Below are 19,953 nucleotides of genomic sequence, written 5' to 3' on the forward strand. Positions count from 1 at the left end.
GTGATCGTCGGGGTCAGCCAGCACCTCGGCGACCGCGCCGCGCGGGCCGAGGCCCTGCAGGACGCCCGCGCGACCACCGAGCTCCTGGCCCGCTCCGTGGCCGGGCCCGCGGTGCCGCGCGGTCTCGTCGACGGGGTGCCCGGCGCGGTGGACCGCTTCGACCGCACGGCGCTCGCCCGCCTCGTCGGGGCCGGGGTGCGCCGGGTGAAGGTGTGGTCGGCCGACGGCACGGTGCTCTACTCCGACGACGTCCGGCTCATCGGGATGCGCTTCGAGCTCGGCGAGGACGAGCAGCGCATCCTCGCCGAGGGCGGCACCGACGCCGAGGTCTCCGACCTCAGCGCGCCGGAAAACCGCTTCGAGGCACCCGACCGCGGTCTCATCGAGGTCTACACCCGCCTGGACTCCCCGGAGGGCGAGCCGCTGCTCTTCGAGACCTACTACTCCTCCGACCTCATCGCCACGCGCAGCGACGAGGTCGTGGCGCCCTTCCAGCGGATCAACCTGCTCGCCCTCGCCCTCGTCGTCGCGGTGGCCACGGGGCTGCTCTACCTGCTCAACCGCAGGATCCGCGTGGCCGGCCTGGAGCGCGAGCGGCTCATGGACCGGGCCGCCGCGGCCTCGGAGGCCGAGCGGCGGCGCATCGCCCGCGACCTGCACGACGGCGTGGTGCAGGACCTCGCGGCCACCGCCTTCGGCCTCTCGACGCTGGCCCGGCGCGCCGAGGGCACCCAGCGGCGCGAGCTGCTCGCCTCGGGGGCCGCCCTGCGGCGCAGCATGCGCGACCTGCGCTCGCTGCTCGTGGAGATCCACCCGCCCGGTCTCACCGCGACCACCCTGCCGTCGGCGCTGGCCGACCTCGTGGCGCCCCTCGCCGCGGCCGGGATCGCCGCCGACGTCGAGGTCGGCGACCTCGACGACGTCGACGAGGCCACCCTCGGACTGGTGTGGCGCGTGGCCCAGGAGGCGGTGCGCAACGCCCTGCGCCACGCCCGGGCCTCGACCGTGCGGGTCAGGGTCGGGTGCGACGATGCGACCGCGGTGCTCGAGGTCGTCGACGACGGCGCCGGCTTCCGCGCCGACGTCGCCCAGGCCGGCAGCCACTACGGGCTGCGCGGGCTGCGCAGTCTCGCCGAGGACCACGGTGGCCGACTCACGGTGGAGTCGTCGCCCGGGGCCGGCACCACCGTCCGACTGGAGGTACGACGATGACCCCGACCCCGACCCCGACCCCGACCCCGACCCCGACCCCGATCCGGCTCGTGCTCGTCGACGACCACGCGGTGCTGCGCGGTGCGCTCGAGCAGTTCCTCGCCGGCGAGGACGACATCGAGGTGGTCGGCTCGGCCCGCGACGGCGACGCCGCGGTCGAGGTGGTGGCCCGGACCCGTCCCGACGTGGTGCTGATGGACCTGCAGATGCCCGGCACCGACGGCGTCACCGCCACCCGGGCCATCGTGGCGGCGGGCGGCTGCGACGTCCTGGTGCTGACGTCCTACTCCGACTCCGAGCGCATCCTGGCCGCCCTCGACGCCGGCGCGGTCGGCTACCTGCTCAAGGACGCCGAGCCCGAGGAGGTGGTGGAGGGCGTGCGGGCCGTCGCCCGCGGGGAGTCGCCGCTGCACCCCCGCGCGGCGCGCACCCTGCTCTCGGCGCGCCCGGCCACGCCTGAGGGCCACGGGCTGAGCCCGCGCGAGGTCGAGGTGCTGGCCCTCGTGCGGGCCGGCCTGGCCAACAAGCAGGTGGCGCGACGCCTCGGCATCTCCGAGGGCACGGTCAAGTCGCACCTCACCTCGATCTTCCACCGCATCGGCGTCGCCGACCGCACCTCGGCCGCGGTCTGGGCCGAGCGCCGCGGGATCGGCGACCGGGCCGACGGTCTGGGCGGTCTGGGCGGTCCGGGCGGTCCGGGCGGTCCGGGCGGTCCGGGCGCGTCGACCTGACCGCAGGCGGCCCGGCCGGACGTGCGGAGGGCCCGGCGCGCCCGCCGTACGGCGAGCAGGGCCGGGCCCTCGACGTGGTGAGGGGCGGGTCAGGCCTTGGGGGCGAAGACCTCGAGGGCGATGTTGTCGGGGTCGCGGAACTCCAGGATCCAGCCGGCGCCGATGTCCTTGACGCCCTCGTGGGCCACGCCGAGGTCGTCGAGCACACCCGCGGCGGCATCGATCGCGGCCCGGTCGGCGACGGCGAAGGCGACGTGGTCGAGGCCGGTCTTGTCCTCGTCGAAGTGGTCGTCGGCCACCGGGCGCAGGCCCAGCAGGCTGTCGCCGAGCTGGTAGATGACCCCGCCGAAGAGGAACGAGAGCTGCTGCCGGGTCTCCTCGTCGGCGTCCGGGGGGAGCTCGAAGGCGACGGGGAGGCCGAAGACGTCGTCGTAGAACGCCCGCGATCGCTCGATGTCGGTGACGGTCAGGCGGACGTGGGCATAGGCGCTGGTCTGGATGGGCATCCCACCACGATGCCACCGGCCCGCCGCGACGGGCTCACCCGAGTGGGGCCGGGCCCGAAGGGGGAGGTCCGGGGGCAGGGGCGTGGCTAGCGTCGAGGAGGTCCGGTCCAGCCGCGTCCAGCCGGGCGCCCTCACCCTCGGAGCCACCGATGACCCTGCTCTCCCCGCCCCGCTCGTCCCCCCGCACCGGCCGCACCGGCCGCACCGGCCGTCGACGCCCGCACCGGGGGCTGGCGCGGCGCGCCGCCGCGCTGGCCGCCACCGGTCTCGCCGCGACCGGTCTCGCGGCCTCCGCCCTGGTCGCCCCGACCGCGGCCGGCGCCGCGCAGGCCCCCGGCGACGGGCCCTTCCCGCAGCGCGTGGCGCTGCCCGACGGCTTCCAGCCCGAGGGCATCGCGGTGGGCCGCGGCTTCGCGGCGTACTTCGGCTCCCGCCTCGACGGCGACCTCTACCGCGCCAACCTGCGCACCGGCACCGGCCGCGTGATCAGCCAGGGCCCCGGCACCCCGTCGGTCGGACTCAAGGTCGACGAGCAGAACCGGATCTTCGTCTCCGGCGGCACCGCCGGCGACGCGCGCGTGGTCAAGGCCGGCAGCGGCGAGGTGCTGGCCGGCTACCAGCTCGTCGACGTGCCCGCCGACTCCGACGCCGCCTTCATCAACGACGTCGTGCTCACCGACGACACGGCGTGGTTCACCGACTCCGAGAACGCCCAGCTCTTCGGGCTGCCGCTCGAGGGCGGTGACCTCCCCGAGGCCGACGAGGTCGTGCGGCTGCCGCTCGGTGGCGAGTGGGAGCAGGCCGAGGGCCTCAACGCCAACGGGATCACCGCCACCCCCGACGGCAAGGCGCTGCTCGTGGTCAACTCCGCCTCGGGCGGGCTCTTCCGCGTCGACCCCGCCACCGGGGACGCCACGCAGGTCAACCTCGGCGGCGCCGAGCTCACCAACGGCGACGGGATGCTGCTCGAGGGCCGCCGGCTCTACGTCGTGCAGAACCGGCTCAACCAGGTGGCCGTGCTGCGCGTCGCCGCCGGCGGGCGCAACGGCACGCTGCAGCGGACCCTCACCTCCGGGCAGTTCGACGTGCCGACCACCATCGCGCGGCTCGGCGACCGGCTCTACCTGCCCAACGCCCGCTTCTCCACCCCGCCGACCCCCACCACCGAGTACTGGGTGACCCGGGTGGCCGTGCCCCGCGGCTGAGCCACCCGCACGGGGCGGGCGGCCGACTGGGTCCGCCGTCCGCCCCGGGACCCGTCCTGTGACCCGTCCTGTGACCCGCCCCGTGATCCGTCCCGTGACCCGCCCCGTGGTCGGGAGGCTTCCGCACGGAGCCCGGATCGGGCACCGTGGGGAGATGCAGGAGACCGAGGAGGAGCGCCTCGCCCGCGAGGCCCGCGAGGAGCAGGTGCGCGCCGACGCCGCCCGCGCCCGGGCGCGGGCGGCCGAGCGCCGGGAGACGATGCAGTTCGTGCGGGAGCTCGACATGAGCGAGGAGATCGACGACTGAGCGGCGCACCGGACGTCGTGCGGAGGGTGGATGCGCATCCACGCGACGCATGACGTCCGGCCTGCGGCGCGGTCGGGCCGGGGCGTCGTCCAGGCGGGCGCGCGCGGACGTCGTACGACGGGTGGATGCGCATCCACCGAGCCGATGACGTCCCGCGGGACGAGGCCTCGCGCCCCGTCCGGCTCAGGGCAGGACGACGATCCCGTCGTCGTCGCTGACCACGGTGGCGCCGGGGGCGAACAACACGCCGCCGAACTCCACCACCACGTCGCGCTCGCCCGCACCGTCCTTGGCGCTCTTGCGCGGGTTGGAGCCGAGGGCCTTGACCCCGAGGTCGAGCTCGCGCAGGGCGGCGACGTCGCGCACGGCACCGTGGATCACGACGCCCTCCCAGCCGTTGGCGACGGCCGAGGCGGCGATCAGGTCGCCCATCAGCGCGGTGTGCAACGACCCGCCCCCGTCGACGACCAGCACCTTGCCGGCGCCGGGCTCGGCGAGGGCGGCCTTCACGAGGGCGTTGTCCTGGTGGCAGCGCAGCGTCACGGCGGTGCCGGCGAAGCGGGCGCGAGCGCCGTACTGGCGCAGCTGGAGGTCGCAGGACTGCAGCGCCTCACCGTGCTCGTCGACGAGGTCGGCGGTGGGGGTGGGCCCGGTGGGCGGCTGGGGAGTGGAGGTCACGCGGCCATCCCAGCACAGCGCGCCCAGCCCGCCCGGCGCCGCCGTCCGCGGCGGACCGCCCACCGCGGACCGCCCGTCGCCGCGCCGCGCCCGCGGCGGGGGACGATGGGCGTGTGACTCCCCGCCCTGCCGGTCCCGCCCGCCCTGCCAGCCCAGCCGGTCCTGCCGGCCTCGACGACCTCGCCCCGCAGTCCGCCGACCGCGCCGTCGTGCTCGACGGCGGGCTGTCGAACGCGCTCGAGGACCGCGGCGTCGACCTGTCGTCGCAGCTGTGGACCGCGACGGTGCTGCGCGGGTCGCCGGAGGAGGTCGAGGCCGTGCACGCGGCCTACTTCGCCGCCGGGGCCGAGGTCGCCACCACGGCCAGCTACCAGGTCAGCGAGCAGGGCGTCGTGGCTGCGGGCGGCACGCCCCAGGAGGCCCGGGCGCTGCTGGCGCGCAGCGTCGAGGTGGCCCGCCGGGCCCGCGACGCGGCGCAGGAGCTGCGCGCGGGGTCGGGCGGGCCGGGGCACCGGGGGGCCGAGCGCGGTCGGCTGCTGGTGGCGGCGTCCGTGGGTCCCTACGGCGCGGTGCTGGCCGACGGGTCGGAGTACCGCGGCGACTACGGGCTCAGCCCCAGCGCGCTGCGCGACTTCCACGCGCGGCGCCTCGACGCGCTCGCCGCCGCCGGCCCCGACCTGCTCGCGGTGGAGACGCTGCCCGACGTGCGCGAGGCCGAGGTGCTGGTGCCGCTGCTCGACGACCTGGGCCTGCCCGCGTGGGTGTCCTACTCCGTCGCCGGGGGACGCACGCGCGCGGGCCAGCCGCTCGAGGAGGCGTACGCCGTCCTGGCCGGCAGCACCAGCGTGGTGGCCGCCGGGCTCAACTGCTCCGCACCGGGCGAGGTGGCCGCGGCGGTGCGGGTGGCCGCCGAGGTGACCGGACTGCCCGGCGTGGTCTACCCCAACCGCGGGGAGACCTGGGACGCGGTGGCCAAGGCCTGGCGCGGCGAGCGCGACTGGGACGTTGCGCCCGCGGCCGGCTGGGTCGGCGCCGGGGCCCGGCTCGTCGGCGGCTGCTGCCGCGTGGGGCCCGCCGACATCGAGCGGCTGGCCCTGAGCCTGGGGGCCTGACCGACCGCCCCGGCGCCCCCGGGAGGTCGCGCCGCGGCCTCAGCGGGCGACGAGCTCCTTGGCGCTGGCGTCCCAGACGACCTCGGTGGCGCCGGAGGCGAGGGCCTCGACCACGGTGTCGACCACGACCTGACCGGGCAGCGGGGCGGGCAGCTTCGGCGGCTCGCCGGCCAGCGAGCGCTCGGCCAGCCCGGTGTCGAGGTGGGGCGGGCGCACGTCGAGCACGGTGAAGGCGCGCCGGTTCTCCCGGCGCAGCACGGTCAGCCAGGTGGAGAGGGCCGCCTTGGTGGCGGAGTACTCCGCCATCTGGTTGGTGGGCAAGTCGGCCAGGATCGCCGAGAGCACCGCGACCGTGCCGCCGTCCTCGAAGCGCCCGGCGGCCGCGCGCACCAGCGCCATCGGACCGAGGGTGTTGACGGCGAAGAGCTCCTCGACCACCGCCGGGTCGGCGTCGGTCGCGGGACCGAAGCCCGCGACCCCGGTGGCCACGACGAGCAGGTCGAGGCCGCCCATGGCGTCGGCCGCCGCCCCGACGACCTCGCGGCAGGCGTCGGTGTCGACCAGGTCGAGCACGAGCGGCTCGGTGCCGCAGGCCTGCGCCACCGGCGCGAGCCGCCCGGCGTCGCGACCGGCGACGCTCACGGTGGCGCCACGCTCCACGAGGGCGCGGGCGATGCCAGCGCCGAGCACCCCCGAGGCCCCGACGACCAGTGCGCGTGCTCCCGACAGCTCCATGGCTCCTCCTGCGTGCGGGCCCGGTCGGCGCGGGCCGTGGTGCAGCGGCTCGACGCGGGTCCCGGGCGGGTCCGAGGGGCCCGACGAGGCCCTCCCCAGCGACGGTAGGGGGCCCGCCGGGCGATCACCCAGGACTCACACCCGCAGGGGTGGGAGCGGCGTCGGTGGCCGTGGCTACCGTCGGAGGAGCGCCCCGCGCGGCCGCCCGCCCGGGTGACCACCGCCGACCAGGAGGGACCACCGATGCTGATCCCCCAGGCCCGAGGAACGCTGAGCGAGCGGGTCTTCCCGCAGCTCACCGGAGGCCTCGAGGACACCGCGAGTGCGGGTCTCGGCCGCGGCGGGGACGCCGACTCCCGCGACGACGCCGCGGTCACGCTGTGGGCGCTCCAGGAGCTGCACTACCGCGGCTTCGACGACGTCGACGACGCCCTCGAGTGGCACCCGGCGGTGCACGCGCTGCGCTGGGAGCTCGAGGCCGACCTCGAGGCGCGGCTGCGCGAGCGCCACGCCGACCTGGTGCCGCGACCCGAGGACCACACCGCCGAGGGCCTGGCCGAGCGGCTCTTCGCCATGGTCGAGGCCGACGACGGACCTTCGCTGGCCCGCCACGTCGAGACCACCGCGACCCGTGACGAGGTCGAGGAGCTGCTGCGACACCGCTCGGTCTACCACCTCAAGGAGGCCGACCCCACGACCTGGGTCGTGCCGCGCCTGGAGGCCACGGTCAAGGCCGCGCTCATGGAGGTGCAGCTCGACGAGTACGGCGGCGGCGACCCCGCCCGCCTGCACCACCACCTCTTCGCCCGCGGCCTGGCCGCCTCGGGCATGAGCGCCGACTACGGCGCCACCCTCGACGAGGCGAGCGCCGCGGTGCTGGAGCAGAACGCCGCGCTGTCGATGCTCGGCCTGCACCGCCGCCTGCGCGGCGCCGCCCTGGGCCACCTCGCCGCCGTCGAGGCCAGCAGCTCCGGGCCGTCGCGACGCATGGCCCGCGGCCTGCAGCGCCTCGGCTTCGCCCCCGAGATGGTGGAGTACTACACCGAGCACGTCGAGGCCGACGCCGTGCACGAGCAGCTCGCCGTGCGCGCCATCTGCGGCGCCCTGGTCGAGCGCGAGCCCCACCTCGCCGGCGACGTGCTCCTCGGCGCCGCGATCTGCCTCGACCTCGAGGCCCGCACCGCCACCGACCTGCTCGCTCGCTGGGACCGCGCGGCGTGAGCGACCCGACCCCCCGCACCGCCCCGCCGCGGGTCGGCAGGAGCGGGGCCGGCGTACCCGTGGTGGGGGCGGGAGAGCGCGCGGCGGAGGCCGCCCCGGTGGTCGACGACGTCTCACGCCCCGACGTCGTGCTCTGCCCCGGGGGCCCGATGCTCGTGCGCGGGCGGCTCGTGGTGGAGGACGACCAGGGCGTGCGGCACCCCACCCACCGCCCGGTCTCCGCGATCTGCCGCTGCAGCCGCTCGGCCACGCTGCCGTGGTGCGACGGCACGCACAAGGTGCTGCCCGCCACGCTGCGTCCCTGACGGCAGCCCGACCGCGGCCTGCGCGGGGCGGGCTCAGGCGCGGTCGAGGCGCAGCAGGGCGCCACGACCGACGACGCGACGGTCGACCGGCACGAGGCCGTGGCGGGTGCCCCAGGCCGCCTCGACGACGTCGCACTGGGCGGTGTCGGCGAGCTGGAGCAGCACCGAGCCGCCGGGCAGCAGGTGGCGCTCGGCGACCTCCAGGCAGGTCCAGGCCAGGTCGAGGCCGTCGGCCCCGCCGTCGATGGCCAGCAGCGGGTCCGCGGGGAAGCGCCCGGTGTCGGCGGAGGGCAGGTAGGGCGGGTCGGCGATGACCAGCGCGAACCGCTCGTGGTCGGCCACGGCCTCGCGCAGGTCGCCCTCGCGGACCTCGGTGAGCTCGGCGGGCCGCTCCGCGGTGGCGTTGGCGGCGACGTTGTCGCGGGCGAAGGCGCAGGCCACGGGACTCGCGTCGACGCACACCAACGCGCGCCGCGACCCGGCCACCGCGGCCAGGCCGATGTGGCCGACCCCCGCGCACAGCTCGAGCACGGCCCCCTCGGCCCCGGGGGACCCGGGGACCCCGGCCGCGGTGCCGTCCCGCTCGGAGAGGAGCTCGGCGGCCCACTGCGACTGGGCCAGCGTCCACTCCCGCGGCTCGAGCACCCGGTCGTCGAAGGTCAGCACGAGCGGCCCGAACGCCGCCCGCCGTACCCCCTGGTCGGCGCCGGGGCCGGTCACGACGCGCCCCCGCCGGCCGTGCCGCGGCCGAGCGTGCCCCGCACCGAGCGGCCCACCGAGCGCGGCAGCGCCGTCAGCGCCGAGACCCGGGCGTGGGCCAGCGCGGCGCGGGCGGCGTTGCTGCCGGGGGCGCCGTGCACGCCGCCGCCGGGGTGGGCGGCGGCCGAGCCGAGGTAGAGCCCGGCGACGCCGGTCTCGGCGCGGCCCCACTGGCCGGGCACGGGCCGGAAGAGCAGCATCTGGTGCAGCTGGGAGGTGCCCGCGCCGACGGCGCCGCCGACGAGGTTGGCGTTGCGCTGCTCCAGCTCGCGGGGGCCGAGCACGCGACGGGCCCTGACGAGGGACCCGAAGCCCGGGGCCAGCTCCTCGAAGCGCGCCTGCATGCGGTCGGCGAAGCGCTCGCGGTCGTCGGGGCCCCAGTCGCCGCCGACCGTGCCACCGGTGCTGCCCGGGCCGCTCGCCGCGCCGTCCGCGGCGTCGCCGCGGGTCTGCTGCGGCACGTGGGTGTAGGCCCACACCGCCTCGGTGCCGGCGGGGGAGCGGGTGGGGTCGGCGGTGGTCATCTGCCCGGCGAGCATGAAGGGGTGGGCGGGCACGTAGCCGGAGGCGACCTGCGCCGTGGCCCCGGCCATCTCGGCGCGCGACGCGGCCAGGTGCAGCGTGCCCGGGGCGTGCTCGGGGGCGCTGGCCCAGGGGATGGGGCCGTCGAGGGCCCAGTCGACCTTGACCGTGGCGGGGTCCATCTCGAAGCGGTCGAGCCCGCGGGCGACCCGGGCGGGCACGTCGGAGGGGTCGAGCAGGTGGCGGTAGAGCGCCTCGACGCCCACGTCGGCGACGACGGCGCGGCGCGCGGCGTACCGCTCGCCCGAGCGCAGCCGCACCCCGGTCGCGCGGCCGCGGTCGGTCTCGACGGCCACGACCTCGGCGTCGCAGCGCACCTCGCCGCCCAGCGACTCCAGGCGGCGCACCATCGCGGCGCTGAGCTCGCCGGCGCCGCCCCGCGGGGCGGGGAAGCCGACGGTCTGGCCCATCATCGTCAGTAGCAGGCCGAGCATGCCCGAGCCGGCCGCGTCGAGGGGGATGTCGGCGTGGCCGGCGTTGCCGGCCACCAGCGTGCGCAGCGCCTCGCCGCCCAGGCGTCCGTCGAGCATGGTCAGCGCGGGGCTCAGCAGGGTGCGCACGAAGTCGACGCCGCCGACGTGGCGCAGCCGGGTGAGCACCCCGAGTCCCCCGCGCACGGGCGGGAACGGCGTGAGCAGCGCGTCGATGAGCGCGGGGCCGATGGCGTCCCAGTCGGCGCACAGCCGCAGCCAGGCCTCGCCGTCGCCGGGGTGGGCGCGCTCGGCCAGGTCGGCGGTGATCCCGCGGTCGCGGTGCAGCAGCGCCCACGAGCCGTCGGGGAAGGGGTGGCCCTGCACCGCGGGCGGGTGCGACCAGGTCAGGCCGTGGCGCTCCAGGTCGAGCCCGAGCATCACCGGCGAGGCGCGTGCGAAGGGGTAGAAGGCGCTGAAGGTGTCGTGCACGAAGCCGTCGGCCAGCTCGTGGCTGCTGCGCACCGCGCCGCCGGCGTCGGGCTGCGCCTCGAGCACGAGCACCGACCAGCCGGCGTCGGCGAGCAGGTTGGCGGCGACCAGCCCGTTGGGGCCGGAGCCGATGACGAGGGCGTCGTACGTCGCTCCCGTCACGGGCGGTTCTCGCACACGTAGGCCAGCCGGCGCAGGGTCTCGGTGTTGCGCCAGGTCATCGGCGGGTCGTGGAGGAGGCTCGGCACGAAGCGGCCCGGTCCGCGATCGACCCGCTCCTCGACCTCCACCGACGTGCCGGCGCCCGACGGCGTGAGGCGGAAGGTCACCCGCGCGCGGCCGAAGGGCCACCCGTAGGCGAGCAGGGTCAGGGTGGTGCGCGGGTGCATCTCGACGACCTGGGTGCTGTCGTCGAGCAGCGCCGGCCAGGCGCCGACGGAGTGGTGCAGCCGCGCCCCGACCTCGGGCCAGTCGTCGTCGACCTCGCGCATCCGGGAGGCGCCCACCACGAAGAGGGGGTACATCCACCCGTCGCTGAGGACCTCCCAGACCGTCTCGGGGGTGGCAGCGAGGTCGCGCGAGGTGTGGCTCATGGCTCCCACCCTCCTCGCACCCCCCGCCGGGCACCACACCCGCGGGGGTCAGGCGGGTGGCCTGCGCGTCTTACCGACCGTTGCGACCACTACCTGACCGTCATGACAGTCGGCCAGTGGTCGCAACGGTCAGTAGGACGCGCGCGCGGCGGCGACCGCGGTCGTCAGGGGGCGAGCGGGGCCACGTGGTCGCGGATCCAGCCGAGCAGCGGCGTCATCAGCGCGACCGCCTGCTGGCCGGCGGGGGTGAGGGAGTACTCCACGTGCGGCGGCACGACCGGCAGGGCCTCGCGCCGCACCAGGCCGTCGGCCTCGAGGGTCTGCAGGGTCTGGATGAGCATCTTCTCGCTCACCCCGTCGATGCGGCGCTTGAGGGCGCTCCAGCGCAGCGTGCCCTCGCCCAGGGTGACCAGCACCAGCACGCCCCACTTGCTGGTGACGTGCTCGAAGACGGCGCGGGTCGCGGGGCACAGCGAGTCCACGGGCACCACGGCGGCGGGGGTGCGGGGGAGGGTGGTCACGGGCCGACCTTACTCCGAGGTGAGTACCCCACGTCGAAGTGCGTACCCCACCGCGGGAAGGGTGTCGGGCCGGGCGCGGTTGGCAGGGGCGGGGCCGCCGACGGCGCGGCCCGCCGCGGCGACCGCCGCGGCAGCGACGTGTGGAGGAGACAGGGATGACGATCGTGGTGAGCGGGGCGACCGGGCAGCTGGGCCGGCGCGTGGTGGAGGAGCTGCTGGCGCGGGGCGTGGCCCCGGCCGACGTGGTGGCCGGCGGTCGCGACGAGGAGCGGCTCGCGGCGCTGGGCGAGGCGACCGGGGTGCGCACCGCACGGATGGACTACGACGACCCCGCGACCCTCGAGGCGGCCCTGTCGGCCGGCGACGTGTTCCTGCTCGTCTCCGGCAGCGAGCCCGGCGGGCGCGTGCCGCAGCACGCCGCGGCGATCGACGCGGCCATCCACGCCGGCGTCGCGCACGTCGCCTACACCAGCGTCCTCGGCGCGGGCGCCACCCCGCTGTCGCTGGCCGCGGAGCACGAGGCCACCGAGGAGCTGCTGCGGGCCAGCGGGCTGCCGGTGACGCTGCTGCGCAACGGCTGGTACACCGAGAACTACGCCGCCACGCTCGAGCAGGCCCGCGCCACCGGCGTCGTCCTGACCAGCACCGGTGAGGGGCGCGTGGCCAGCGCGACCCGCGACGACTACGCCGCCGCCACCGCGCGCGTGCTCGCCGACGTGGCCGCCGGCGACGGCGCCGAGCACGTGGGTGCGGCCTACGAGCTCTCCGGCGACCACGCCTGGGACGCCGAGGAGCTGGTGGCCGCGCTCGGCGAGGTGCTCGGTCGCGAGGTCACGCTGCGGGCCGTCGACACCGACACCCACGTCGCCGCCCTGCGCTCCGCCGGGCTCGACGAGGGCACCGCAGGCTTCGTCGCCGGTCTCGACGCCGCCATCGCGCAGGGCGCGCTCGCCGCGACCCCCGGCGACCTGTCCCGCCTGGCCGGGCGCCCCACGACCCCGCTGGTCGACGCCCTGCGCGCGATGGCCTGAGCCCGGGAGGCGCGTCGCGCCCCGCCCGGACGGGCGAGGTCGGGGTGGGGCGGGCACGCGAACGGCACGAAGCGCCTAGGCTCCCCAGCAGGACGCCGCGACGCGCCGGGCCCCCGGCGCGACCGGGCCGTGCCCGCCGTACCCGCAGTGACCGCCCGACCCCCCTCGCCCCCTCGTCGCCTGGAGCCCCGCGTTGACCGACGTCCGACCGTCGCACACCCCCGCCTACGGCGGTGTCGACCTCACGACGTGCGACCGGGAGCCGATCCACGTGCCCGGCGCGATCCAGCCCCACGGCGTGCTGCTGGCCCTGGAGCCGGACGACCTGACCGCGGTGGTGGTCTCCGCCAACTGCGAGCAGCTGCTCGGGGTGGCCTCGGGCGCCGCGCGCGGACGCACGCTGGCCGAGCTGCTCGGCGAGGCGGCGGCCGCGGCGATCGCGCCGCGGGCCGCGAGCCCCACCAAGGGCGAGCCGATGGTGCTGCGCCTGCCCGAGGACCTGCCGCTGGCCATAGGGGCGCGGGGCGCGCTGGCCGGTGCCGACGTCGACGTCACCGTGCACCGCTCCGGGGAGCGCGTGGTGGTCGAGCTCGAGCAGCTCGGCGGCCCGGGCGCGGGCACGCTGTCCTACCAGTCGGCGCGCGGCGCGATGGCCCGCCTGGCCAGCGCCGGGTCGGTGGCCGACCTGGCCGACCGGCTGGCCCACGAGGTGCGCGGGCTGAGCGGCTTCGACCGCGTCATGGTCTACCGCTTCGACCAGGACTGGAACGGCGAGGTCATCGCCGAGGACCGGCGCGAGGACCTCAACCCCTTCCTCGGCCTGCACTACCCCGCCACCGACATCCCGGCCCAGGCCCGGCGGCTCTACACCGTGAACTGGACCCGGCTCATCGCCGACGTCTCCTACACCCCGGTGCCGCTCGACCCGGTGCTCGACGAGGTCACCGGAGCCCCGCTCGACCTGTCGCACTCCACGCTGCGCAGCGTCTCGCCGATCCACGTCGAGTACCTCACCAACATGGGCGTGGGCGCCTCGATGTCGGTCTCGCTGGTCATCGACGAGGAGCTGTGGGGCCTGGTGGCGTGCCACCACTATTCCGGGCCGCACCGACCCAGCCACGACGCGCGCGCCGCGGTGGAGTTCCTGGGGCAGGTCGCCTCGCAGATGATCAACGACCGCGAGCGCGCCGACGGGCGCGAGGCCGCCATCGGGAGCCAGACCGAGCTCAACCGCTTCACCGCTGCCCTGACCGCCTCCGAGCTCAACCCGCTGGTGCAGCTCATGTCCGACCCGGCGCTGCTGCGGCTGGTCGGGGCCGGCGGTGCCGCGCTGTCGGTGGAGGGCGTGATCACCACGCTGGGCCGGGTGCCCGAGGAGCGGCACCTGCGGCGCATCGGCGCCCTGCTCCACCGCCCCGACGGCCGCGCCGTGCACACCCACCACCTCGGCGTGCTCGCCCCCGACCTCGAGGAGGTCTCCGACGTCGCCGCCGGCGCGATGGTGATCGGCAGCAGCGACCCCTCGAGCTGGCTGATGTGGCTGCGGCCCGAGCTCGAGGAGGTCGTCGACTGGGGCGGCGACCCCACCAACAAGCTGCTCTACGACGCCGAGGGTCCCGAGGTCCGCCTCAGCCCCCGCAAGTCCTTCGACAAGTGGCGCCAGGTCGTGCGCGGACGCAGCGAGCCCTGGACCGCCTGGCAGGTCGACACCGCCGAGGCCCTCAACGCCCACGTCACCGGGGTGCTGCTCGCCCGCTCCCGCGAGCAGATCGCCATGGCGGAGTCGCTGCAGCGCTCGGTCGTCGCCGAGGTCGCCCCCGACTTCGACGGCGTGGAGATCGCCGCGCGCTACCTGCCGGCCTCGACCTACCAGCTCGGCGGCGACTGGTGGGACGCCTTCGAGCTCGACGACGGCCGGGTGGCCTTCGTCGTCGGCGACGTCGCCGGCCACGGCGTGCAGGCCGCGACCGCGATGACCCAGGTGCGCACCGCGCTGCGGGCCTACCTCTTCGGCGGTGACACGCCCGCGGGCTGTCTCGACCGGCTCGACCGGCTGATGGACGGGCTCCTCGACCAGCGGGTCGCCACCGCCCTCGTCGGGGTGCTCGACCGCGCGAGCGGCGTGCTCCAGCTCTCCTCGGCCGGTCACCTCCCGCCGCTGCTGTGCGTCGACGGCGAGGCCCACGAGCTGTCGCTGCGGCAGCGCCCTCTGCTCGGCATCGGGGTGGGGCAGGCGGTCGTCGACGAGGTCGACCTCTCCGGCGGCGCCACAGTGCTCATGTACACCGACGGCCTGGTCGAGCGTCGTGGCCTCGACATCGCCGAGACCCTCGAGCAGCTGCGCGTCACCGCCTGCGTCGGACCCGGCGAGCGGATGCAGGAGTGGGTCGACGAGATCGTCGAGGCCGTCGCCGGCGTCAAGGACGACGACACCACCGTGCTCGCCATCCGGATGGGTCCGCAGGGCTGAGCCCTGACGCCCCGGAGCGGGGCACGAGCGGGGCACGGGCGGGGCCGTGGCGGGAGGCGTCAGGCCACGAGCACGGCGAGGGCCGCGGCGACGGCGGCCACGAGGGCCAGCACCGCGCGGGCGAGGTCGGCGCGCAGCAGCAGGCGCAGCAGCGCCGGGTCGGGTCTGACGGCGCCGGTGGGCCCGGGCCGGCCGAGCCGGCCGTGGGTGGGGGCGGCCAGCGTGGCGGTGACCGCGACGGCGCCGCCGGCCGCGGCGAGGGCGACCAGCTCGGCGGGGCCGGGCACGACGAGCGCGGCGACGACGCCGACGACCAGCAGGGCGCCGTAGACGAACCCGACGAGCGGGGCGATCACGCGCGAGTGCCGGGCGTGGGCGGTGGGCCAGCGCTCGGGCTGCTCACGTCCGGTGGCCACCAGCACGGGGTAGACCAGCGCGCTGACGACCGCCTGGAAGCCGAGGTGGAGCCAGGTGACGGCGACCAGCGCCGCCCGCACCACGTCGGGGTCGCCGAGCGGACCGCTCACGGGGTGGCGCTCACAGGTCGGCGAGCACGGTGCGGGCGGCGCGGTCGCCGCTGACCAGGGCGCCCTGGATGGAGGCGGTGTCGCGGTGGTCGCCGCAGACCACGACGCCGGAGTCGAGGGCCTGGCGGCGGCGCGCGGCCAGCGGCGCGGGCTGGGCGGGCAGGGCGTGCTCCACCTCGTGGCGCACCACCACGCGCCACGAGGAGGTGTCGACCCCCAGCAGGAGCCCGGCGTGGCGGCGGATCTCGCCGTCGGTGGCCGGCGCGGTGCCGCGCCGCAGCAGGGCCGAGCCCTGCACGAGGTGGCTCCCCTCCGGTGCGTACGTCGGGGCCGCTGCGGACACCACCGCGGTGTTGACCAGCGGGCCGGCGGGCACCTCGCGCGCGTCGACGTGGAGCATGCGGGCCTCGGTGGCGCTGCGCAGCCCGACCGGCTCGTCGGTGGCGAACCACGTGGTCACCACGCCGCGGGTGCGCACCGGCTCCAGCGCGGTGAGCCCGGCGGCGTCGACGCCGTCGGTGGCCACCACGACGCGGCGCGCGCGCACGGAGCCGGCCGGCCCCTCGACGAGCACCCCGCGGGGCCCGGCGGGGCCGACCCGCTCGACGCGGTGGTCGAGTCGCACCCGTGCGCCGAGCGGTGCGGCGAGCTGCTCGGGCAGCGCCTGCATGCCCTGCGCGGGCAGGCCGGGCACGCCGGTGAGGAAGGAGCGCAGCAGCAGCAGCGCGAAGGCCGAGGAGGTGGCGCCGGAGTCGTCGAGCACCACCCCGGACAGGAAGCGGTCGAGCACCCGGCGCAGCAGACCGTGCACGCCGGCCCGGTCCAGGGCGGTGCGCAGGTCGGTGTCGCCGCCGCTGGTGAGGTGGTGGGCCAGGTGGCGCCCGGCGGGGTGGCGCAGCAGCGGCGCGGCCCAGCGGGCCAGGGGCAGCACGTCGAGGGCGCGGGGAGCCACGTGGCGCAGCGTGGAGGGCAGCGTGCGGGTGGCGCGCAGCGGGTCGCCGAGCAGCAGCCGGCCCTCGTCGGTGCCGGCGACCACCCCGGCCCCGAAGGACTGCAGGCCCAGCGCCGGGGCGTCGACCCAGGCGCGCACGGCGGCGTAGGCGGGGTTGAGCAGCTGGAAGCCGCGGTCGCAGCGGTGGCCGTCGACGACGTCGGTGCGGATCCGGCCGCCGACGGCGTCGCCGGCCTCCCAGACCTGCACGTCGAGGCCGGTGTCGGCGAGCACGCGGGCGCAGCGCAGGCCCGCGAGGCCGGCGCCGACGACCAGGACGTCGGTCTCGGTCGCGGCGGCGCCCGCCCCGGTCGCCTCGGCGGCGGTGCCGGCAGGGGTCACGTCAGCGGACCGCGTAGCGGTCGACGTAGGACACGACGCGGTTGAACATCGCGGTCACCGAGGCCAGGTCGGCCAGTGCGGGGTCGGGGGAACTGGCCAGCTCGTAGAGCACGGGCCGGGCCTCCTCGACGCCGGCGGCCTGGGCCACGCGGGCGCAGACCCGGGCCGCGTCGCGCACCGGCCCGGGCTCGACCGTCCACAGCGACTCAAAGACCCGGTCGCGGTCGGGGGTGTCGTCCTGGCCGGGCAGCTCCCAGGCGGTGAGGGCGGCGGAGAGGTCGGGGGCGTCGCAGACCACGGTCCACTCGCGGCGCATCGGGGCGTCGTGGGGCAGGGTCACCGCCGTCGGCGTACGGCGCGGTGGCTGCGGTCGGGCGGGACGCGTCGGGCGCGCCCCGGCGCCGGGCTGCGCCTCGGGCGCGCCGGCCGAGGCGGGCCCGGCCGACAGCGTGGTGGTGTCGCCGTCGGAGCTGCGGGTCACGGGCGGGCTGGTGAACTCGGCGAAGACGAAGGTCTGGCGGGCCACCCGGGCCAGCTCCTCCCAGCGCTGCTGGGAGTGGGCGTAGAACTTCTCGTGCTGGAAGGCGCCGAAGAGGTAGGGCCGGTCGGCGAGCGCGCAGAACTCGTCCTCGATGGCCCAGGACAGCGCGAGCAGCGTCGACTTGCGCAGGCGGTAGCTGTTGAGCCGCGGGTGGAGCCGGCGCAGCTCGGCGTAGGCCGACGGGGTCGTCGGCTCGGCGTCGGACCAGGCCGCGGAGACCGCCTGCTCGACGGCGACGTCGAGGCGCACCCCCATCTGGCGGCGGCGGATCACATCGAGCACGACCTCGACGTCGGCCGCGGAGTAGCGCCGGTGACCGCTGTCGCGGCGCTGCGGGTTGGGGAAGCCGTGGCGCTGCTCCCACATGCGCAGCGTCGCCGGGGCGACGCCCGTGCGCGAGGCCAGGTCACCGATCGTGAGGGTCTCGGGACCGGGGTTCGACGCGTCGTTCATGGCGCCACTGTAAACCTCCACAGGGTGTTGAGGAACGTGTGGACAACTGTTCACACCCCACCGGGCGGCCCCGGGTGCCCCTCGGACCAGACCAGTGACCGGACCAGTGACCGGCCGCGAGGCCGGCCAGGGTCCGGGCCGGTGGTCGGCCCCGGTCGGTCCCGGTCGGCCCCGGTCGGTGCCGGGCTGTGCGGAGGGCCGGGTCAGACCGGCTCGCCGAGGGCGCGGCCGAAGACGACCACGTTGCTCTCGTAGGCCGCGCCGTCCCAGTCGGTGCACGAGATGAGCACCAGGCGGCCGTCGCGGCGGTCCTGGCCGAAGACCTGCTGGGCGTTGGCCGCGAGCTGGTCCTTGTCGTAGACCACGACGCGGGTCACCTCGTAGCGCATCCGGCCCCGCGGGGTGGTCACGTCGACCGCCGCGCCGCGCCGCACGTCGCCGAGGCGGTCCAGCGAGCCGCCGCCGGTGTGGACGGTGTGGCCCGCGATGACGGTCTGGCCGCTCTCGGCGCCCGGCTGGGCGGAGGCGTCCCACCAGCCGACGTCGAGCACGTCGGTGGGCGGGTCGAGCACGCGGTCGGTGGTGACGGCGATGGGCACGACGGGGGCGTCGATGCGCAGCGAGCGCACCTGCAGCCGCACGGGGTCGGCCGGGCCCAGGTCGGCGTACGACGGGCCGCTGTCGTCGGTGCCGCTGGGCAGCACCAGGCCACCGAGGACGAGCCCGACGCCCAGCACGAGCAGGGCGGTGGTGAGGGCTCCGAGACGGGCGGTGACGCCCGCCCCGGCTCCGCCGTCAGCGGTGCCCACGGCTCAGGCCCTCGTGGCGCGGCGCCAGCTCGCGACGCCCGCGGCGCCGGCCAGGGCCAGCAGCCCGCCGAGGGCGAGGGTGCCGCCGGCGCCCAGGCCCCCGTCGGGTCCGGCGGTGGCGCCGGCCTCGGCCACGCCGGCCGGCACCGAGGTGGGCACGTCGGTGGGCTGGGGCGTCGGGGTCGGGTCGGGGGTCTGCGGCGGCGCACCGACGCGGCCGTTGGGGCCGCAGGTGCTGCGGCCGACCTGGGCGCCGAGCACCTCGACGCCGAAGTCGCTGCTCACCGGGAGCACGGCCAGGTCGAGCGCGGTGACCTCGATGGCGCCGTCACTGGGGCGGACCTGCTTGTTGAGGGTGAGGTCGAGGACGTTCTCCTCCAGCGGCGCGAGCTGCTCGCCGAGGGTCGCGAGCGCCTCGTCGACCACCGCGGCCTGGTCGATCGCGTCGCCCAGCGGGCCGAGGGCGCCGTCGAGGGCGGTGGTGAGCTGCTCCTGCAGCGCCTGCTCCAGCAGCGCCGCGACCTCGCCGAGGTCGGTGACGACCTTGGTGTTGGGGGCGGGGCTGACCGGCAGCGAGACCAGGTCGACGCGCTGCCCCATCACGCGGGCGTAGGCGCTGACGTCGGTGAGGTCGGCGGTGCCGTCGGCGGTGCCGGGCGCGGCGGTGCAGCGGCTCTGGATGGCGCCGGCGTCGAGGAAGACCCCGAGGTCGGCGGCGTCGAGCACCTGACCGACGGCGTCCTGCAGCGCGGGGAAGGCCTGGTCGAGCACGGGGGCGAGGGCGTCCTGGAGCTGCTGGTCGAGGCCCTGCAGGAAGTCCGACTGCACCAGCTGGACGCCGGTGAGGTCGAGCGACGCGGCGTCGAGGGTGAGGTTCTGCCCCGGGGTCAGGCAGCTGCTGTCGCCGGCGGCGGCGACCGTGGCGCCGTCGCCCGCGAGCCCGGCGCAGGCCGCCGAGCGGCCGTCGCGGCCCACGATGCGGGTGGTGGCGTCCTGGGCGAGGGTGCCGGCGCCCACGAAGTCCTGGCCGGCCAGGGCCGTGATCGCCGGGGAGCTCGTGCCGGTGGCGCGCTCGCGGCGGCCGTCGTTGGTCACGGAGTAGGACCCCGAGTCGGTGGGGGTGCTGGCCACCGTGACCTCGAGCGCCGTCGCGCTGGCCTGGGCGACCGGTCCGGCCGCCATCGCCGGGCTCGCGGCCAGCGCGGCGACCGCCGCGGCGGCCGTGGTCGCGGCCACCCGGGTGGCGGTGCGGGCAGTGGTGCGGGCGGTGGTGCGGGCGCGACCGGTCCGGCCGGGCGTACGACGTGCTGCGGGTGCTGACATGTCCGAGAAACCCCTCCCAAGGCGTGCGGCCACGCGCGTGACCACGCTCACTCAACGGGACCGACCGGTGATGGTTACGCCGCCCGGGCGGGTCTCA

General features: G+C 76.9%; 21 protein-coding genes. 9 read left to right on the forward strand and 12 right to left on the reverse strand.

Translation table 11 applies throughout. From position 1 onward, the window contains the following. Together IR170_RS20495 and IR170_RS18510 are read left to right on the forward strand one after the other, a co-directional pair. Positions 1–1,212: a sensor histidine kinase gene (locus IR170_RS20495; RefSeq protein WP_193666378.1), complete on the forward strand. Its 1,212-nt coding sequence runs from the start codon at positions 1–3 to the stop codon at positions 1,210–1,212. Next, a complete protein-coding gene (locus tag IR170_RS18510; protein WP_193666379.1) occupies positions 1,209–1,943 on the forward strand; it encodes a response regulator in 735 nt (244 codons plus the stop codon). Before IR170_RS20495 ends, IR170_RS18510 begins: the two co-directional genes overlap by 4 nt. Positions 1,944–2,032: 89 nt before the next feature. On the opposite strand, the gene IR170_RS18515 is transcribed toward IR170_RS18510, so the two are convergent. Further along, a complete protein-coding gene (locus IR170_RS18515; RefSeq protein WP_193666380.1) occupies positions 2,033–2,449 on the reverse strand; it encodes a VOC family protein in 417 nt (138 codons plus the stop codon). A gap of 149 nt (positions 2,450–2,598) precedes the next feature. Between IR170_RS18515 and IR170_RS18520 the strand changes: the two genes are divergently transcribed. Together IR170_RS18520 and IR170_RS18525 are read left to right on the forward strand one after the other, a co-directional pair. Beyond that, positions 2,599–3,654 (forward strand): SMP-30/gluconolactonase/LRE family protein, encoded by a 1,056-nt coding sequence (locus tag IR170_RS18520; RefSeq protein WP_227489595.1) that lies wholly within the window; start codon positions 2,599–2,601, stop codon positions 3,652–3,654. Positions 3,655–3,808: 154 nt separating this feature from the next. Next, positions 3,809–3,961, forward strand: coding sequence for a hypothetical protein (locus IR170_RS18525; protein ID WP_156697763.1), 153 nt, complete (start codon positions 3,809–3,811; stop codon positions 3,959–3,961). Between the two features lie 183 nt (positions 3,962–4,144). Here the strand turns inward: IR170_RS18525 and rraA are convergent, their stop codons facing one another. Then, positions 4,145–4,639, reverse strand: a complete 495-nt coding sequence (rraA, locus tag IR170_RS18530; RefSeq protein WP_193666381.1) for a ribonuclease E activity regulator RraA — start codon at positions 4,637–4,639, stop codon at positions 4,145–4,147. Between the two features lie 113 nt (positions 4,640–4,752). Between rraA and mmuM the strand changes: the two genes are divergently transcribed. After that, on the forward strand, positions 4,753–5,751 hold the full coding sequence (mmuM, locus tag IR170_RS18535) for a homocysteine S-methyltransferase (RefSeq protein ID WP_319805166.1): 999 nt from the start codon (positions 4,753–4,755) through the stop codon (positions 5,749–5,751). A gap of 39 nt (positions 5,752–5,790) precedes the next feature. On the opposite strand, the gene IR170_RS18540 is transcribed toward mmuM, so the two are convergent. Next, positions 5,791–6,486, reverse strand: a complete 696-nt coding sequence (locus IR170_RS18540; RefSeq protein ID WP_193666382.1) for an SDR family NAD(P)-dependent oxidoreductase — start codon at positions 6,484–6,486, stop codon at positions 5,791–5,793. Positions 6,487–6,729: 243 nt separating this feature from the next. On the opposite strand from IR170_RS18540, the gene IR170_RS18545 reads away from it, so the two are divergent. Next, on the forward strand, positions 6,730–7,707 hold the full coding sequence (locus IR170_RS18545; RefSeq protein ID WP_193666383.1) for an iron-containing redox enzyme family protein: 978 nt from the start codon (positions 6,730–6,732) through the stop codon (positions 7,705–7,707). Beyond that, the gene (locus IR170_RS20500; protein ID WP_319805167.1) at positions 7,704–8,012 is read left to right on the forward strand and encodes a CDGSH iron-sulfur domain-containing protein; all 309 of its coding nucleotides are present in this window, start codon (positions 7,704–7,706) and stop codon (positions 8,010–8,012) included. Before IR170_RS18545 ends, IR170_RS20500 begins: the two co-directional genes overlap by 4 nt. A gap of 33 nt (positions 8,013–8,045) precedes the next feature. Here the strand turns inward: IR170_RS20500 and IR170_RS18555 are convergent, their stop codons facing one another. The 4 genes from IR170_RS18555 to IR170_RS18570 all read right to left on the reverse strand — a co-directional run bounded on the left by IR170_RS18555 (position 8,046) and on the right by IR170_RS18570 (position 11,369). Further along, positions 8,046–8,732 (reverse strand): methyltransferase, encoded by a 687-nt coding sequence (locus IR170_RS18555; RefSeq protein ID WP_193666384.1) that lies wholly within the window; start codon positions 8,730–8,732, stop codon positions 8,046–8,048. Then, positions 8,729–10,417 (reverse strand): phytoene desaturase family protein, encoded by a 1,689-nt coding sequence (locus IR170_RS18560; protein ID WP_193666385.1) that lies wholly within the window; start codon positions 10,415–10,417, stop codon positions 8,729–8,731. Before IR170_RS18560 ends, IR170_RS18555 begins: the two co-directional genes overlap by 4 nt. Then, entirely contained in the window at positions 10,414–10,848 is a 435-nt protein-coding gene (locus tag IR170_RS18565) for an SRPBCC family protein (protein WP_193666386.1), read from the reverse strand. The genes IR170_RS18560 and IR170_RS18565 overlap by 4 nt, the downstream gene beginning before the upstream one ends. A 164-nt stretch (positions 10,849–11,012) precedes the next feature. After that, positions 11,013–11,369, reverse strand: coding sequence for a winged helix-turn-helix transcriptional regulator (locus tag IR170_RS18570; RefSeq protein ID WP_193666387.1), 357 nt, complete (start codon positions 11,367–11,369; stop codon positions 11,013–11,015). A 155-nt stretch (positions 11,370–11,524) separates the two neighbouring features. On the opposite strand from IR170_RS18570, the gene IR170_RS18575 reads away from it, so the two are divergent. Together IR170_RS18575 and IR170_RS18580 are read left to right on the forward strand one after the other, a co-directional pair. After that, the gene (locus IR170_RS18575; RefSeq protein ID WP_193666388.1) at positions 11,525–12,400 is read left to right on the forward strand and encodes an NAD(P)H-binding protein; all 876 of its coding nucleotides are present in this window, start codon (positions 11,525–11,527) and stop codon (positions 12,398–12,400) included. 193 nt (positions 12,401–12,593) lie between these two features. Continuing rightward, positions 12,594–14,870, forward strand: a complete 2,277-nt coding sequence (locus IR170_RS18580) for a SpoIIE family protein phosphatase (RefSeq protein ID WP_193666389.1) — start codon at positions 12,594–12,596, stop codon at positions 14,868–14,870. 59 nt (positions 14,871–14,929) lie between these two features. Here IR170_RS18580 and IR170_RS18585 read toward each other — a convergent pair whose 3' ends face one another. From IR170_RS18585 to IR170_RS18605, 5 genes are all read right to left on the reverse strand, one after another. Continuing rightward, positions 14,930–15,397, reverse strand: a complete 468-nt coding sequence (locus IR170_RS18585) for a hypothetical protein (RefSeq protein WP_228941271.1) — start codon at positions 15,395–15,397, stop codon at positions 14,930–14,932. Between the two features lie 10 nt (positions 15,398–15,407). Further along, entirely contained in the window at positions 15,408–16,730 is a 1,323-nt protein-coding gene (locus IR170_RS18590; protein WP_193666390.1) for an NAD(P)/FAD-dependent oxidoreductase, read from the reverse strand. Position 16,731: 1 nt separating this feature from the next. Next, positions 16,732–17,724 (reverse strand): DICT sensory domain-containing protein, encoded by a 993-nt coding sequence (locus IR170_RS18595; protein WP_193666391.1) that lies wholly within the window; start codon positions 17,722–17,724, stop codon positions 16,732–16,734. A 203-nt stretch (positions 17,725–17,927) separates the two neighbouring features. Then, complete coding sequence (locus IR170_RS18600) at positions 17,928–18,533, reverse strand: class F sortase (protein ID WP_193666392.1); 606 nt, start codon at positions 18,531–18,533, stop codon at positions 17,928–17,930. Between the two features lie 3 nt (positions 18,534–18,536). Further along, complete coding sequence (locus IR170_RS18605; RefSeq protein WP_193666393.1) at positions 18,537–19,856, reverse strand: hypothetical protein; 1,320 nt, start codon at positions 19,854–19,856, stop codon at positions 18,537–18,539. Positions 19,857–19,953 lie beyond the last annotated feature (97 nt).

Origin of the sequence: Nocardioides kribbensis (assembly GCF_015070375.1) — a bacterium.
Lineage (GTDB): Bacteria > Actinomycetota > Actinomycetes > Propionibacteriales > Nocardioidaceae > Nocardioides > Nocardioides kribbensis.